At 67.6% G+C, this 15,609-nt stretch carries 12 protein-coding genes; 6 read left to right on the top strand and 6 right to left on the bottom strand.

The features are described 5' to 3' along the window. Positions 1-13: 13 nt before the first annotated feature. Positions 14-700, bottom strand: a complete 687-nt coding sequence (locus tag HNQ79_RS29395) for a type 1 glutamine amidotransferase (protein ID WP_185036019.1) — start codon at positions 698-700, stop codon at positions 14-16. 999 nt (positions 701-1,699) lie between these two features. Here HNQ79_RS29395 and HNQ79_RS29390 point away from each other — a divergent pair. From HNQ79_RS29390 to HNQ79_RS29375, 4 genes are all read left to right on the top strand, one after another. Further along, positions 1,700-2,956, top strand: coding sequence for an aspartate kinase (locus tag HNQ79_RS29390; protein WP_185036018.1), 1,257 nt, complete (start codon positions 1,700-1,702; stop codon positions 2,954-2,956). Then, entirely contained in the window at positions 2,953-4,305 is a 1,353-nt protein-coding gene (locus HNQ79_RS29385) for a homoserine dehydrogenase (protein ID WP_185036017.1), read from the top strand. Before HNQ79_RS29390 ends, HNQ79_RS29385 begins: the two co-directional genes overlap by 4 nt. A 314-nt stretch (positions 4,306-4,619) precedes the next feature. Beyond that, positions 4,620-5,534 (top strand): ATP-grasp domain-containing protein, encoded by a 915-nt coding sequence (locus tag HNQ79_RS29380; protein WP_185036016.1) that lies wholly within the window; start codon positions 4,620-4,622, stop codon positions 5,532-5,534. Between the two features lie 158 nt (positions 5,535-5,692). After that, positions 5,693-6,169: a hypothetical protein gene (locus HNQ79_RS29375; RefSeq protein ID WP_185036015.1), complete on the top strand. Its 477-nt coding sequence runs from the start codon at positions 5,693-5,695 to the stop codon at positions 6,167-6,169. A gap of 509 nt (positions 6,170-6,678) precedes the next feature. Here the strand turns inward: HNQ79_RS29375 and HNQ79_RS29370 are convergent. Both HNQ79_RS29370 and HNQ79_RS29365 read right to left on the bottom strand, forming a co-directional pair. After that, positions 6,679-7,404 (bottom strand): polyamine aminopropyltransferase, encoded by a 726-nt coding sequence (locus HNQ79_RS29370; protein ID WP_185036014.1) that lies wholly within the window; start codon positions 7,402-7,404, stop codon positions 6,679-6,681. A gap of 45 nt (positions 7,405-7,449) precedes the next feature. Beyond that, entirely contained in the window at positions 7,450-9,135 is a 1,686-nt protein-coding gene (locus tag HNQ79_RS29365) for a ribonuclease J (RefSeq protein WP_185036013.1), read from the bottom strand. A 240-nt stretch (positions 9,136-9,375) separates the two neighbouring features. Between HNQ79_RS29365 and HNQ79_RS29360 the strand changes: the two genes are divergently transcribed. Next, entirely contained in the window at positions 9,376-11,013 is a 1,638-nt protein-coding gene (locus HNQ79_RS29360) for a peptide chain release factor 3 (RefSeq protein ID WP_229923767.1), read from the top strand. Positions 11,014-11,099: 86 nt separating this feature from the next. Here the strand turns inward: HNQ79_RS29360 and HNQ79_RS29355 are convergent, their stop codons facing one another. Continuing rightward, positions 11,100-11,501, bottom strand: coding sequence for a MerR family transcriptional regulator (locus HNQ79_RS29355; RefSeq protein ID WP_185036012.1), 402 nt, complete (start codon positions 11,499-11,501; stop codon positions 11,100-11,102). A gap of 399 nt (positions 11,502-11,900) precedes the next feature. On the opposite strand from HNQ79_RS29355, the gene HNQ79_RS29350 reads away from it, so the two are divergent. Beyond that, the gene (locus HNQ79_RS29350; protein ID WP_185036011.1) at positions 11,901-13,403 is read left to right on the top strand and encodes a SulP family inorganic anion transporter; all 1,503 of its coding nucleotides are present in this window, start codon (positions 11,901-11,903) and stop codon (positions 13,401-13,403) included. Between the two features lie 1,092 nt (positions 13,404-14,495). Here the strand turns inward: HNQ79_RS29350 and HNQ79_RS29345 are convergent. Both HNQ79_RS29345 and HNQ79_RS29340 read right to left on the bottom strand, forming a co-directional pair. Then, positions 14,496-14,891, bottom strand: coding sequence for a TIGR03618 family F420-dependent PPOX class oxidoreductase (locus HNQ79_RS29345; RefSeq protein WP_185036010.1), 396 nt, complete (start codon positions 14,889-14,891; stop codon positions 14,496-14,498). Next, a complete protein-coding gene (locus HNQ79_RS29340) occupies positions 14,875-15,537 on the bottom strand; it encodes a TetR/AcrR family transcriptional regulator (protein WP_221508287.1) in 663 nt (220 codons plus the stop codon). Before HNQ79_RS29340 ends, HNQ79_RS29345 begins: the two co-directional genes overlap by 17 nt. Positions 15,538-15,609: the final 72 nt, after the last annotated feature.

Genomic DNA, 15,609 nt, shown 5'->3' with positions numbered 1-15,609 from the left:
CCCGAAGCGCACATCACCGGCCGGCCGCGACGCCCGCCCAGAAACCATCGAAAAGCTGCCGTGTCATGGCCCGTGAACGTTCCCCCTGCCGGTGCGCCTGAGCCGTCAAGGCTTCGGTGTCGACCCCCTGCTGCTCCAGCGCGTCACGGTTCATCGCCACCCGGCGCTCCAGTTCCTCCGGGGTCACCTCGGGATGGAACTGCACCGCCAGACAACGGCCGTGCGCATACACCTGAGGGGCCACCGACGTGCGCGCCAGCAAGGTGGCGCCCACGGGGACGGTCAACAGGTCCTCGTGCCAGTCCAGCCACGGCCCGGTCGGGAGCGTCGCAGTATTCACGCTGTCAACCTCCACCCAGGCGATCTCCGAACTGGGCGATTCACGGGAAGGCGCTCCCAGCACCTGGCTCAGGACCTGCGCCCCGTAGCAGATGGCGAGAATCGGAACCCCAAGCTCGATCGCGCGCTCGTAGACGCGGTGTTCCTGCCGCCGGGCCTCATCTGTCGCCTCGTCCCGCACCGATGAGAGCGACCCCAGCGAGACCACCAGATCGGCCCCCTTCAGCATTTCCCGGACCGGCCACGGCCGGGAGCGTCCACGATGACACATCCGTACCCCGCCCAGCCCGTGGGCCTCGAAGCACTCAATCAAGTACCCGAGAGCATCCAGTTCCTCATCAGCGACGGTCAGGACAGCCACAGCACACCTCGCAGGTGACGGTAGGGGAAAGCGGTGGGGGAAGGGGGCGGAGCAAAAGGGGCAACGGTGGCAGGGCGCCGGCTGTGCCCGAGGGGGTGATACGGGCGGGGGAGCGTACGTGAACTCGGCCCGTCTCTCATGCATACCCGTGGTGTGCCGACTTCAGCCATGAGGAGTCCGTAGGTCAGGTGCTCGACGTCTCACCTGCGTGCGGCTGACCGAGGTCGCCCCGGCCCCCGGCGGGCAACAAGGTCCCCGCCCCGGAAAGACAAAGGTCTTCGATGTCCGGAGGGGTTTCTTCGGCATCGACCTTCTTTGATTGCCAGAAACTTTCCGCAGGGGTGGCGTGGCCGAGCCGCCACGGCCCATGCTCCTGCGCATCCGTCGGGACAGTCGGACCAGCCACAGCATCCCGGTCCGAACAAGGAGCAGTATGGGACGCCACGTGGTTGCTACGGGGTAGTGCGTTCTCCTGTTCTCAGAGGAAGTTGTGCGCGGGCGCACTCCTCTGCGCCTTGTTAGGACACATGCACCCTGTGTGAACGGCTGAGGCTCGGGAAGTCGGTAGGTGAGCATCTCAAGCGGCCCGAACCGTCCGGACGGCCGTTCACAGAAAAGAACCCCATCGCGGTGGATGGCGTGCGGTCGGACGTAGAGCCCGGAGAGACATCGCCTGGCATATACAAAGCGCGGACTTTGCAGCGCTCACCGCTGCCCGTACATCCAACCGGCCGCGCTCGGTGCCGACGACCAGTTCTGGTGCGACGCGTGCCGGATGGCTCAGTGAAGGCACCCATGGACGATCAACGATCGGGACACAGCTGGTGTCGCGGAGGAGGCACCGTGAGGACACGCAGTTACTGACCCTCGCAGCGTCTTTTTCTGCAATGGACGGCTTTTCCGCCGACCGACCCAGGCAAGGGTGCATGCCGCGCCTGCCAAGCGACCGCTGAGTCGGCGCGTCCGAGCACGACGAAGTCTTCGAACGAAAGCAAGGGCATGTTGATCGTCCAGAAATACGGAGGATCCTCGCTTCAGGGCGCGGACCGGATCAGATCGGTTGCCGAACGGGTCCTCACCGCCCGGCACGACGGGCATGACGTCGTCGTCGTCTGCTCGGCGATGGGTGACACCAGCGACGAACTGATCGACCTGGCGCAGACGGTCAGCAGCAACCGGCCCGCGAGAGAGATGGACATGCTGCTCACCTCCGGGGAAAGGGTCTCCAATGCGCTGGTAGCGATGGCGGTCCACAACCTGGGCGGCACCGCCAGGTCGTTGTCGGGGGCTCAGGCGGGCATTTATACCGATGGACGCCATGGTGCGGCGCGCATCGTCGAAGTCAGCCCCACCCGAGTGCGGGAGGTCCTCGACCAGGGTGCAGTGCCCTTTGTGAGCGGCTTCCAGGGAATCTTTGCGGAAAGCGGAGACCTCACGACGCTGGGACGCGGCGGATCGGACGTCACAGCGGTAGCCCTGGCCGCCGCGCTCAGCGCTGACCTGTGCGAGATATACACCGACGTCGACGGCGTATTCACGGCTGACCCGCGCCTGGTCGCCTGCGCCCGGCTGTTGGATGCCGTCAGCACTGCGGAAATGCTGGAGATGGCCGCTGCAGGGGCGAAGGTCCTGATGCCGCGCTGCGCGGCGTACGCATACCGGCACGACGTGGCCATCCACGTCCGTTCCTCGTTCACGGGCCGTCCGGGAACGCTTGTATCGAATGCGGTGGAGGTCGGCTCAATGGAAGGTTCATGTGTCACGGGGGTGGCCCATACCCGGGCCGTCGCGCAGATCACCGTATCCGGTGCCTCGCTGGACCCGATGGCAACGAGCGAGCTGTTCGACGTCCTCGCGCAGTCGGGGATCACGGTCGACATGGTGCAGAGATCCGGACCGCCGACCGGGCACGGGGTGGCGTTCATCGTGCCGGGCCCGGACGGGCCACGCGCCCTGGAGCTGCTGAAACGACAGTGCGAGAAAAGCGGTCATGGGCAGGTGCGCTGCGACTCCGGAATGAGCCAGGTCTCGCTGGTGGGAGTCGGGATCGGGAGCGAGCGGGCCGACGTGGTTGCACGCCTGTGCCGGACGCTCGCCGAGGATGGCATCGGCATCGGACCGGTCGCAGCCTCCGAACTGCGCGTCTCGGCACTGTGTCCCGCGGACCGCCTTGACGACGCGGTGCGAGCACTGCATCGAGCCTTCGGCCTGGACGGCGCGACCGTGACCCTCGTGGACGAAGGAGCCGGCCGATGAGTGATCAGTGGGCATCCGGGCCGCGGGCGGAACCTGCGCCGTTGCGGGTGGCGGTACTGGGCTGCGGCGTGGTGGGCACCGAAGTAGTGCGCAGGATGCACGACGCCCGCGACGAGCTGGCCGAACGTGTGGGCGTGCCCTTGGAGTTGGCGGGCATCGCGGTGCGTCACCCCGGGCGGGACAGGGGGCTGGGCGTCGACCCGGGATTGTGGACGGACGATGCACTGGGGCTGATCGAACGGGACGGCATCGATATCGTTGTCGAGCTGCTCGGCGGCCTGGAGCCTGCTCGCTCCCTCGTCATCAGGGCCATGGAGCGCGGGGCATCCGTCGTGAGCGCCAACAAGGCTCTGCTGGCAGCCCATGGCCCCCAGCTTCACGAGTCGGCCGCACGTCACGGCGTGGACCTGCTGTACGAAGCGGCCGTGGCGGCCGCGGTCCCTGTTCTCGGCCCCTTGCGCGACTGTCTGTGCGGGGACCGGATCGACCGGATCACCGGCGTGGTCAACGGAACCACCAACTACATCCTGGACCGGATGACGCGAACCGGCGGCGACTACGCGTCGGCGCTGCAAGAAGCGATCGCCTGCGGCTATGCGGAAGCAGACCCCTCGGCCGACGTGGAGGGAACGGACGCAGCGGCCAAAGCGGTGATCCTCTCCTCGCTCGCCTTCCATACCTGGCCGGATCCCACACAGGTGTACCGAGAAGGGATCACCGGTGTGACGGCCCAGGATGTCGCGGACGCCCGAGCATGTGACCGCGTCGTGAAACTGGTGGCCCTGCTGGAGCGATCCGTCGAACCGGACGGCAGCACAGTGGTGCTTGCCCGGATACGGCCGACCATGGTGGCACGCCACCACCCCCTGGCACACGTAGGCGGAGCCGACAACGCCGTGCTCGTAGAAGCCCATGTGGCCGGCCCCCTGCTGTTCAGAGGCGCCGGCGCGGGCGGCGTCCCCACCTCCGGGCCGGTCCTGGGGGACCTGGTGACAGCGGCCCGCCGACGGCTGCAGGGCCGCTTCGCGGCCGGACCCCCTCTCGCGGTGCGGGCGCCGGAACGGCCTGCGGGCGCTCAAGCCGTTGCAGGACTGCGAAGCCGCCACCATCTGCGGGTACCGGTCCACGATCCGACCCTGGCGCAGGCAGAGGCGGGTGCTGTGCTGACCCGCGCGAACATCGGCATCACGTCGATACGCGCGGCGGCCGACGCCCGCGCGCTGCTGATCCTCACAGCAGACATCGAAGAAACCGTGCTGGCGCAGACGGTTGCCGAACTCGCCGCACTTCCTTCGGTCAGCGGAGGGCCGCGCTCCTTGCCCCTGCTCGACGCGGAGGAGGACCGATGACTCTCTTCCTGCCCACCGGTCAGCCCGGGCGTCACTGCGGCGGCGCGGCTGCACGCCTCGCTGGGGGCGTGGGTGGCGTGATGTTCGACAGGCTGGGTCCCGAGCAGGTGCGGCAGCCCGGACAACGATCCGCTGGCCCGCACCCTTGCCGGACATGCGCCTCCGGCTGCGCTTAGGTCGGTATCGAGGGGCCTACCACTACCAGGCAGAAGCGGAAGCCGACCTGGTTCGGGTGACGCAATGACCTCGCGTCGGCCCGCCGAAACTGGGACATGGCATTCGCGGCCCACATACATGCAAGGAAAGGGACAGTAATGAACTCCCGTCAATCCGTCGACGTTGCTTACATCACCTACGACGGGCACGATCCTGACCGCCTGACAGTTCTTGAGGCACTCGAACGCAGAGGGCTCACGACGGAGGCCGTCCGCTGGTCGGACGGCGAAATCGACTGGTCGAACTACCGTGTCGCTATTCTGCGCAGCGCGTGGGATTACCCGGCCTTCCGGGGTGAATTCTTGGAACGGATGCGCAACGTTGACGAAAAATGCGTTCTCATGAACCCGCTCTCCATCCTGGAATGGAACACAGACAAACGGTATCTGCGGACACTCGAAGAGCAGGGTGTACCGGTGGTACCGACGACATGGTTGCCCGCCAACCCCGGCATGACCGAAAGCGAGGCTGCCACGGAAATCCCGGAAGGAACCCAGGACCTGGTGATCAAACCGTCTGTCGGCGCCGGCGGCCGACACTGTCTGCGGACCGGGGACCGTGCCCGCGCCCGCACGTATGCGGCACACCTCGCACGCCGCGGAGACCACGTCCTCATCCAGCCCTACCTGAAGTCCGTGGAACGCCAGGGCGAAGCCTCGGTCATCTACATCGGCGGCACCTACAGTCATGCCATCCGGCGAAATGGGTCCTATCTCGGCCCGGAGACCGAGGTGAATGACCTCATGGTCCCGGGAGGAGATGATGTGGGACCGATCCAAGGCTATGAACCCTCGGACGACGAGTTCAAAGTCGCTGAGAGCGCATTGGCAGCAACCCCTGGGCGGGCTGCGGACCTGGCCTATGCACGCATTGACCTGATCCCCGACTCCACCGGAAAACCGTGTGTAACCGAAGTCGAGTTGACCGAACCCTTCCTCTTCCTCGGCCACTGTCCGACCGCTGCGCACTCCCTCGCCCATGTGGTGGCAGAGGCAGTCGAGGCCAGCACCTGAACGGGGCTCAGAAGGCGGAGGCGCCTGAGAGCAGCAGCCCGGACTGCCGGGACACCAGCCTTCCGGCGAGAGCGCGGTTTCCGCCAAGCCGGGGAGGGAATCCCTACGGTGACGGGAAGTCACGTCACTCGAAAACGCCTGCCGACCGGAGCGACCTGATGGGAAGTTCGACCACCTCCTTTGACGGCGCCGTAGTTGTCGACTCCGGCGGCCTGTATCACATCGTCAACTGTCATACGAGAGAGGCCGCCAGACTTAACAAGATGGCGTTGTCCGGAGATCTGCGCCTCCTCGCCCCTATGGTGGTTTTCTCTGACTGTAGCGCTATGAGGATGTGCTGGGATGCCGAGTGCATCAAGGAAGAAGAGGGAGCCACTGCGTTCAACACGCTGCGAGATTTCCATGCCCGTCGCGGTGTCGAGGTGATTCAGCCATCCACCGAATTCGCATTGGCAGCGGGCGAGCTGTACGAGCGCTGTATCGCACGACACGTCCTCGGATCCGAAGTGCTGAGCTGCTGCCACGCGGCGCTACTGGCCGAACGGGAAGGCCTTCCTCTCGTCTCGGTGAACGAGGCACGTTATTGTTACGTGCCGATTTCCAGCGCCGATTCGATGCAGGTGCACTTCGTCTGAGAGAAGGCCGTATTCCGTTGTTGTGCACTGGATCCTCGCCGGTGAAGGCCGCGACGGTCGTGGCGGCCCTTCATCACACGGCTCCCACAGCGGGTTGCCGTGGCGAGAGAGACTCCCGAGCCGACTGTCCTTCTTCGATGAGGCTCGATGTCCCGCTGTCGACTGGTGGCCGTCCGGATCCCCTTCTTCGCGGAGCTTCCCTCAGATTCGCCGCTGAGGGCCCGGTCCAGCATGGACACCAGGTGCCTTCGAGCAGGCGGGCTGGGACCACGGTGTTGTACTTGATGTAAGAGTTCTGTGCGTCGCGCCACTTCAGTCCTTACTGATGTAGGGCGGATCGGCGCCTCCGATGCGTAACGCGTACGGGATTGCGGGGACGGCGATCTGCACCGGCAGGGGATGACGAAGCTGCGATCGGTGCGGTTGCCCGGTTTCTCAAGGACGACCGGGACGGGCTGCGCCATCTAATGGACGTCGTCGATCCCCTCGCGGAACAGCCCCGGCCCTGTTCAGGCGGCCTGTTTGCGGGCCACGTAGACGGTGTTGGTGGACGTGCCTTCCTGGAGCGGGTTGGCGAAGCCGACGACGTGGGCCTCGGTTTCCGGGAAGACCTCTGCGAGCGCGGACTGGAATACCTTGTCCGGCGGGTCGTTCGACCACAGGGCGAAGATGCCGTGCGGGCGGAGGTGCTGGGCGAGGGCGCGCAGTCCCTCGGGCCGGTAGAGGGCGGCGTGCCGGGGGTGCAGGACGTGCCGTGGTGAGTGGTCCACGTCCAGCAGGACGGCGTGGAACTGCCGGTCCGGCTGCTCGGGGTCGAGCCCGTCGGCGCCGGCGGCCTGCGCGAAGAAGTCACCGTGGACCAGGCGGCAGCGGGGGTCCGAGGCGAGGCCGGTTCCCAGGGGTACCAGACCGCGCTTGTGCCAGTCGATGACTTCGGCGAGCGCGTCGATGACCGTCAGCGACTTCACGCGCGGGTCGTCCAGTGCGGTGCGTGCGGTGTAGCCGAGCCCGAGTCCGCCCACCGCGACGTCCAGTTCGGCGTCCGAGTGCCAGGGCTTCAGGCCGAGCCGGGTGAGCTCGGTCTCGCCCTTGGTGAAGAGGCTGGACATCAGGTACTCGTCGCCGAGCTTCACCTCGTACACGTCCTCACCTGTCGCCGGGTCCCGCCGGCGTCGCAGGCTGATGTCGCCGAGCGGGGTCGGCCGCCAGTCGATCTCCTCGAACCGCATGCTCATCCGTTCACCTCTCCACTGGAACCAATGCGGAAGTTCGTCGGCCCGTCAGGCATCGATGATGACGGGGATGATGAGCGGCCTGCGGCGGTAGGTGCGAAACGCCCAGTTCCCGACGGCGCGGACGATGAGCTGTTCCAGCTGGTGGGCGTCGCCGACGCCTTCCTCGGCTGCGGTGGCCAGGGTCTTCTCGATCACGGGTACGACGGAGGAGAACGTGGTTTCGTCGTGGACGAAGCCGCGGGCCAGGAAGTCGGGGGCCTCGGCGAGCTTGCCGGTATTGGCGTCGACGATGGCGACCACGGTGACCACGCCCTCCTCGGCGAGGGTGAGGCGGTCTTTCAGGGAGGCTTCGGTGGCGCCGCCGACGGTCATGCCGTCCACGTAGACGTAGCCGGCGGGGACCTTGCCGGTGATGCGGGCACGTCCGCCGATGAGGTCGACGACGACGCCGTCCTCGGCGATGACCACGTTGTCGGGGTCGACACCGGTCCGGATGGCCAGGTCGGCGTTGGCCCGCATGTGCTTCCACTCGCCGTGGACGGGCATGACGTTGCGGGGCTTGACGATGTTGTAGCAGTAGACGAGTTCACCGGCGCTGGCGTGTCCGGAGACGTGTACCTTGGCGTTGCCCTTGTGGACGACGTTCGCGCCCCAGCGGGTCAGCCCGTTGATGACGCGGTAGATGGCGTTCTCGTTGCCGGGGATGAGGGAGCTGGCGAGCAGGACGGTGTCGCCCTTGCCGATCCGGATCACATGGTCTCGGTTGGCCATGCGGGACAGTGCTGCCATGGGCTCGCCCTGGGAGCCGGTGCACACCAGGGCGATCCTGTCCTCCGGCAGTTTCTCCAGTTCCTGGAGGCTCACCACCAGGCCGGGTGGCACGTTGAGGTAGCCCAGTTCCCGGGCGATGCCCATGTTGCGGACCATGGAGCGGCCGACGAAGGCGACCTTGCGTCCGTTCTCGTGCGCGGCGTCGAGGACTTGCTGGATGCGGTGGATGTGGCTGGCGAAGCTGGAGACGATGACCCGGCGCGGGGCGGTGCGCAGGACGTGTTCGATGGCCGGGTTGAGCTCCCGCTCGGAGGTGGTGAAGCCGGGGACTTCGGCGTTGGTGGAGTCGGTGAGGAAGAGGTCGACGCCCTCTTCGCCGAGCCGGGCGAAGGCGCGCAGATCGGTGATCCGCTCGTCCAGCGGGAACTGGTCCATCTTGAAGTCGCCGGTGTGCAGGACCAGGCCCGCACCGGTGCGGATCGCGACCGCGAGCCCGTCGGGGATGGAGTGGTTGACGGCTACGAACTCGCACTCGAAGGGCCCGAAGGAACGCCGCTCGCCCTCGCGCACCCGTACCGCCTGCGGGCGGATGCGGTGCTCCTTCAGCTTGGCATCGAGGAAGGCCAGGGTCAGTTTCGAGCCGACGACGGGGATGTCGCGCCGTTCGCGCAAGAGGTAGGGCACGGCGCCGATGTGGTCCTCGTGGCCGTGGGTGAGGACGATGGCCACGATGTCGTCGAGGCGGTCACGGATCGAGGTGAAGTCGGGCAGGATCACGTCCACGCCCGGCTGGTTCTCCTCAGGGAACAGGACGCCGCAGTCGACGACGAGCAGCTTGCCGTCATACTCGAAGACGGTCATGTTGCGGCCGATCTCGCCCAGGCCGCCCAGGGCGACGATGCGCAGCCCTCCCTCGGGCAGCGGCGGGGCGGGCTTCAGCTCGGGATGGGGATGACTCATACCGTGACGCTACCGGAGAGTCGCCGCGAGTGATCCACTGACTGCGCCGTCATCCTGCCCTCGCACCTTCGTCCCGTACCGCCAATTGCCAACCCACTCTGACGTCAGGGTAGGTTTCAGTTCTGTCCGTGCAGGGAGCGGGCGAAGTCCTCCGCCGACGCCAGCCCCCAGGCGCAGTTCCTCGCACCGCCGCCTCTCCCACCTGCTGAAGGGCCCGGCGGCGGATGCGAAGCTGGACCCGTGAATACCGCACACAAGGAAAACCACTCCGACACCCCTCCGGGAAACATGGGCGCAGTGGCCGGGGAGGCCGCCCGGCGACGCACCTTCGCGGTGATCAGCCACCCGGACGCCGGAAAATCCACCCTGACCGAGGCCCTCGCGCTGCACGCGCGGGCGATCACCTCGGCGGGCGCGGTGCACGGCAAGTCCGGGCGGCGCGGGGTGGCCTCGGACTGGATGGAGATGGAGAAGGCCCGCGGCATCTCGGTGACCTCGGCGGTGCTCCAGTTCGCCTACCGCGGCTGCGTCCTCAACCTCCTGGACACCCCCGGTCACGCCGACTTCTCCGAGGACACCTACCGTGTCCTGGCCGCGGTGGACTGCGCCGTGATGCTCATCGACGCGGCCAAGGGCCTGGAGGAACAGACCCGCAAGCTCTTCGATGTCTGCCGCCACCGTGGCATACCCGTGATCACCTTCGTCAACAAGTGGGACCGCCCCGGGCACGGGGCACTGGAACTGCTGGACGAGATCGAGCGGGAGTTCCGGCTCCGGCCGACCCCGGTGACCTGGCCCGTCGGCGCCCCCGGTTACCTGCGCGGCCTGATCGACGTACGCGACCCGGACCGGATGCTGCGCTACACCCGCACCCCGGGCGGCACCCACGCAGCCCTCGAGAAGGCCATCCCCGCAGCCCGTGCCGCGGAGGAGGAAGGCGCCGACTGGGGGCAGGCCAACGACGAACTGGAGCTGCTGCGCGCAGACGGCGCCGGCCTGGACCGGGACTCGTTCCTGGCAGGGCTCTCCACTCCGGTGTTCTTCGGCGCCGCCGTCTCCAACATCGGGGTGCGGCTGCTGCTCGACGCCGTCGTCGACCTGGCGCCCGCGCCCGCCGCGCGGGAGCTGGAGGGCGGCGGCACCCGGCCGGTGGACGCGCCGTTCTCCGGTCTGGTGTTCAAGGTGCAGGCCAACATGGACCCCGCTCACCGCGACCGGATCGCGTTCCTGCGGGTGTGCTCCGGAGTCTTCGAACGCGGTGCGACCTTCACCCGGGCCGCCTCCGGCAAGCCGTTCGCCACCAAGTACGCGCACAGCGTCTTCGGCCAGGACCGCTCGATGGTCGACACCGCCTACCCCGGCGACGTCGTCGGCCTCGTCAACGCCACCGCCCTGCGGGTCGGCGACACCTTGTACGCGGGACCGGCCGCCCTGTTCCCGCCCATGCCGACCTTCGCCCCCGAGCACTTCGCGGTCGCCCGCCCCGCCGACCTCTCCCGCTCCAAGCAGTTCCGCAAGGGCATCGCGCAGCTCGACGAGGAAGGCGTCGTGCAGGTCCTGGTCTCCGACACCCGCGGCGAGGCAGCACCCATCCTGGCAGCGGTCGGCCCGATGCAGTTCGACGTGGTCCAGGCACGGATGGCGGGCGAATTCTCCTCCCGCGTACACCTGGAGACGTTGCCCTACCGTCTGGCGCGGGCCACCGACCCGGCCGGGGCCGAGGCGCTCAACGCCTCCCAGCGCATCACCGGCGAGGCCCTGACCCGAGTCCGCGACAAGGCACTGCTCGCACTGTTCCCCGACAAATGGCAGGTCGGCTCCTTCGAACGCGCCTTCCCCGACGCCCGCCTCGGCCAGCTCCTCGCCGCGCACGAATAGGCCCACGGGCCCCGGTGCGATGATCTGCCCGGCGGGCGACTGGGACGCGCGGGTTCAATGCTGGGGGAAGGCCTCCCGGCGCGCGGTCACTTTTCCGTGCCGAGCCTGCGGCGGAGCGTGCTTGCGAAGTCCTCGGCAGCCATCAGCTGGGCGCGCAGCGTCTCGCAGCGGGCGTCGGCGACCTTGCGGTAGGAGTCCAGCCGCTCGCGCAGCCGCTCCCGCTCGTCCCCTTCCGTAGGGGTCCCGTCAGTGGCGAGCCGGTCGGTGATCTCCAGCAGGTCCCGCATCTCCTCCAGCGAGAAATCCAGCGGCTTCATCCGGCGGATCACCATCAGACGCTCGACATCGGCCTCGGTGTACAGACGGAAGCCGCCCTTGCTGCGGGCGGAAGGCGCCACAAGGCCGACTTCCTCGTAGTGGCGGATCGTGCGCAGCGACAGACCGGTCCGTTCAGCCACTTCACCGATCTGCATCTGCCGCTCAGTCATTTCCGCGCCTTCTCCTTCTGCGTTCCGCCGTATGTCGAGCATGGAAAGTAGCCCAGCTTACGTGTCTGGAATCACCCGACCCGAGAGAGTGTTCCCGTGGAGTTCCCCAACCTCAGGTCACACTCTGCCCTCACGTCAGGGTAGAGTTGCCGGTGAGGCAGCCGGGCCGTGGGTGCGGTCCGGGCCGCCCCGTCGGCGTGCGGGCTACGATCAGGCCCCCGTCGGCGCCCGCAGACTTCCGGGCAATGATGCCCGACCGGCAGCCGCCCACGCTGCCACAGCATCCGGCAGGGCCCCCGTCGAGGCCGGGCCACCGGGGATTCCGCCCCGTTGCGTGGAGTCGAGAACGACGCACGCCCCTCCGGCAGGAGAAGGGCGCGCCCGAGCAGAAACGGTCACATGTCCACACCGCTGTCCACCGCCCCCAAAATGCGCATGCCCAAGCCGGACTGGCTGGCCTCTCCCAAGGTGTTCCGCACCGAGGTCCTGGCCGGCCTGGTCGTGGCCCTGGCGCTGATCCCGGAGGCGATCTCGTTCTCGATCATCGCCGGTGTCGACCCGGCCGTCGGCCTGTTCGCGTCCTTCACCATGGCCGTGGTCATCTCGATCGTCGGCGGACGCAAGGCCATGATCTCCGCCGCCACCGGCGCCGTCGCACTGGTCATCGCCCCGCTCAACCGCGAGCACGGCCTGGGCTACTTGATCGCCGCCGTCATCCTGGCCGGTGTCTTCCAGATCGCCCTCGGTGCGCTCGGCGTCGCCAAGCTGATGCGGTTCGTGCCGCGCAGCGTGATGGTCGGCTTCGTCAACGCCCTCGCCATCCTGATCTTCATGGCCCAGGTGCCCGAGATGACGGATGTGCCCTGGCCCGTCTACCCGCTGATCATCGGCGGTCTGGCGCTGATGGTGTTCTTCCCGAAGATCACCACAGTGGTCCCGGCGCCGCTCGTGTCCATCGTGATCCTCACCGTCATCACGGTCGCCGCCGGAATCGCGGTACCCACGGTCGGCGACAAGGGCGACCTGCCCTCCTCACTGCCGGTGCCCGGCCTGCCCGACGTGCCGTTCACGACGGACACCCTGACCACCATCGCCCCCTACGCCTTGGCGATGGCGCTGGTCGGCCTGATGGAGTCGCTGATGACGGCCAAGCTGGTCGACGACATCACCGACACCCACTCCAACAAGACCCGTGAGTCGATCGGCCAGGGCATCGCCAACATCGTCACCGGCTTCTTCGGCGGCATGGGCGGCTGCGCCATGATCGGGCAGACGATGATCAACGTGAAGACCTCCGGAGCCCGCACCCGCCTGTCCACCTTCCTCGCGGGCACCTTCCTGATGGTGCTGTGCATCGCCTTCGGCCCGGTCGTCTCCGACATCCCGATGGCCGCCCTGGTCGCCGTGATGATCCTCGTCTCCGTCGCCACCTTCGACTGGCACTCCATCCAGCCCAAGACCCTCCAAAGGATGCCCCTCGGCGAGACCACCGTCATGGTCGTCACCGTCGCCGCCGTCGTCATCACCCACAACCTCGCCATCGGCGTCGTCCTCGGCTCGATCACCGCAATGGTCATCTTCGCCAAGCGCGTCGCCCACTTCGCCGAGGTCACCCCGCACCTCGCGCCCGACGGCAGCAGCGTCCTCTACACCGTGACCGGCGAACTGTTCTTCGCCTCCTCCAACGACCTGGTCTACCAGTTCAACTACAAGGACGACCCCGACGACATCGTGGTCGACCTGGCCGAGGCCCACATCTGGGACGCCTCCTCGGTCGCCGCCCTGGACGCCATCGAGACCAAGTACAAGCAGCGCGGCAAGAAAGTCACGATCATCGGCCTGAACAAGTCCAGCGCGGAAATCCACGAAAAGCTCGCCGGACAGCTCACCGGCGGCCACTGAACACGCCTCAGACCGCCCCCGCTCGCCCTGACCACGAGCGGGGGCAGTGTCGTCGCCGGCGGCGACGGCGTCCAGGGCGCCGACGTGCCAGGTATAGAAGTGCTTCGTCCTGCAGCAGAACGCCAGCACGCGTTCGTACGCCTCTTCGGTGCCGATCCGCAACAGGGCCTGGCCCGGCCGTCCTCGGTCCTGGCGAGCAGGCTGGCGCGAGGCGCGCCGTGTCGGGGTCCGGGTCGCACGGGGGGTGCGGAGGAGTCGCTCGACGGCCGGGTGGCGGTGCGGGGGCGGCCACCCGACGGCGGGCAGCGCGTGCAACGCCTCGACCGCGGCGCGGCGCAGGTGGGTGTCCGGGGCGGGGGAGTGCGCGGGGACGAGCAGGGCGGAGGCGGCCCGTGGGGCCTCGATCGCGCCGAGCGTGCGCACGACGCGTACCGCGAGATCGGGCAGACACCCCTGCAGCGTGGCCAGGAGGGGCGTCACGGCGTCCGTGGCCCGCAGCGCGGCAAGGGGGCGTCGAGCACCCGTACCGTCCAGTACCCCCGGCCGGGCGGCAACCGCTCGCACAGGTCCACAAGACCGCGGACGGCCTCCGGTCCACCGATGGCCGGCAGGGCTTCGCACGCCACCTCGTCCAGTCGCCGCGGCGGCACCGTCAAGCCCCTCGGCCGCGTGCAGCACGTCGTGGACCACCCCTTCAGGCCTGGGGCCAGTGGACCGAAGCCAAAGCCCCACCGTCTACGACTACGACGTGACCGTTGCCGATCAGGGAGTCCCAGTAGGTCTGGGTACATGACCCGTCGCAACCCGTACACCGGCAGGCGCAGCGCCAGAGCCGCGGCCGGCAGCAGGGTCGATCCTGTCCAGGCGTGCGGCCCCACAGGCGTACCGAGGCGGTGTCAGTCACGGCGGAAGTACATTGCTCCTGAGGGAAGTCGGCCGACGGACACGCTGTGGGCACCCCTGACAGGAAGGACGGATCCCGGTTCTCGACGACTTCGTCTTTTCAGGGGGATCCCAGGGACGGAGGGGGCACAGTAGCTGCATAGGGGCTTGAGCCAGGCGAAAGTGTGGGGTTCGGCGCCGTGCCGCTGGTCAGCGGCGGGGGGTGTGCAACGTGTCGACGCTGATCGTCAGCAGAACACGTTCTTGCTGTTGCCCGCCGAACTGTGGGTAGGGGCGGCCCAGATACTTGTGTGCCAGCTTGTCGATGTGCTCCTCGGCGCCCTGCGTCGTGGACGATGCGACGGTGCCACGGACTGCCCAGTAGCGGGATGGTGCGGTCGGGTCGGCGACGGCGGCGGCGACGCGTGCGTCGCGGGTGATGTTCTTCATCTTCTGGTGCGTGGTCACCGTGTTGATGAGGATGTTGACGCCGTCGGTGTCGACCCAGGTCTGGGTGATCTGCGGGGATCCGTCCGGCATGAGGGTGGTCAGGAAGCAGAGGGCCGGTGTGTGCAGGACATCGACCAGGTCATTCGGCAGGTTCATTGGCGGCTTTCTTGTCTCGTGCTGTGGCGGGGACCCCGAAAAGGCGATCGATGAGTTCGTCGTCCGGTTGCCTGACGGGCAGTTCGGCGTGCCGGAGCCCGGTGAGTGCCATGGTCAGGGCGCGTCGCCACAGATCCGGGTCGATGTGACGGGCGGCATCCATCACCGCACCGACCATGAGGTGGATCGTGACCAGGTCGGCGGGCATGACCGTGGCCGGTAGCTGGTGGCTCCGGATCGCCCGCTCGAGGAGATCTGTCACGAGAGGCGTGATCTGAGCCCGCCCCCGCATCACGAGTTCGGACGACTGACGGCCGCCGCGCAGCAGCTGGCCAAGTCCGCGGTTGCCTGCCTCCAGTTCGAGCTGCTGCTCCATGAACCAGGTGAGCCCGGTCCAGGGATTGTCGGACTGACACGCCTGCCGGGCGAGCTCGACGACGGCATCGATGTGCTCCGCGAACAAGATGTCCACGAGCTTCTGCCGATCGGGGAACCGGCGGTAGACGGTGCCCATGCCGGTACCGGCCGCGATGGCGATCTCCTCGTACGTCACCTCCAGTCCGTCACGGGCCATCAGGGCATGCGCTGTTTCCAGCAGGAGCTGTCGGTTGCGCTCCGCGTCGCGGCGCAGGGGACGTTCTGGCATGTACGCACCGTAACAACTGGAAATCTTGTTCTCAAGTTGAATCCACATTCCACTTTAGCGTTACGGTGGTAC

This window comes from Streptomyces candidus, from assembly GCF_014207445.1.
Taxonomy (GTDB): domain Bacteria; phylum Actinomycetota; class Actinomycetes; order Streptomycetales; family Streptomycetaceae; genus Streptomyces; species Streptomyces candidus.
The sequence above is the reverse complement of the archived record's forward strand: the minus strand, read 5'-3'. Positions and strand labels throughout refer to the sequence as shown.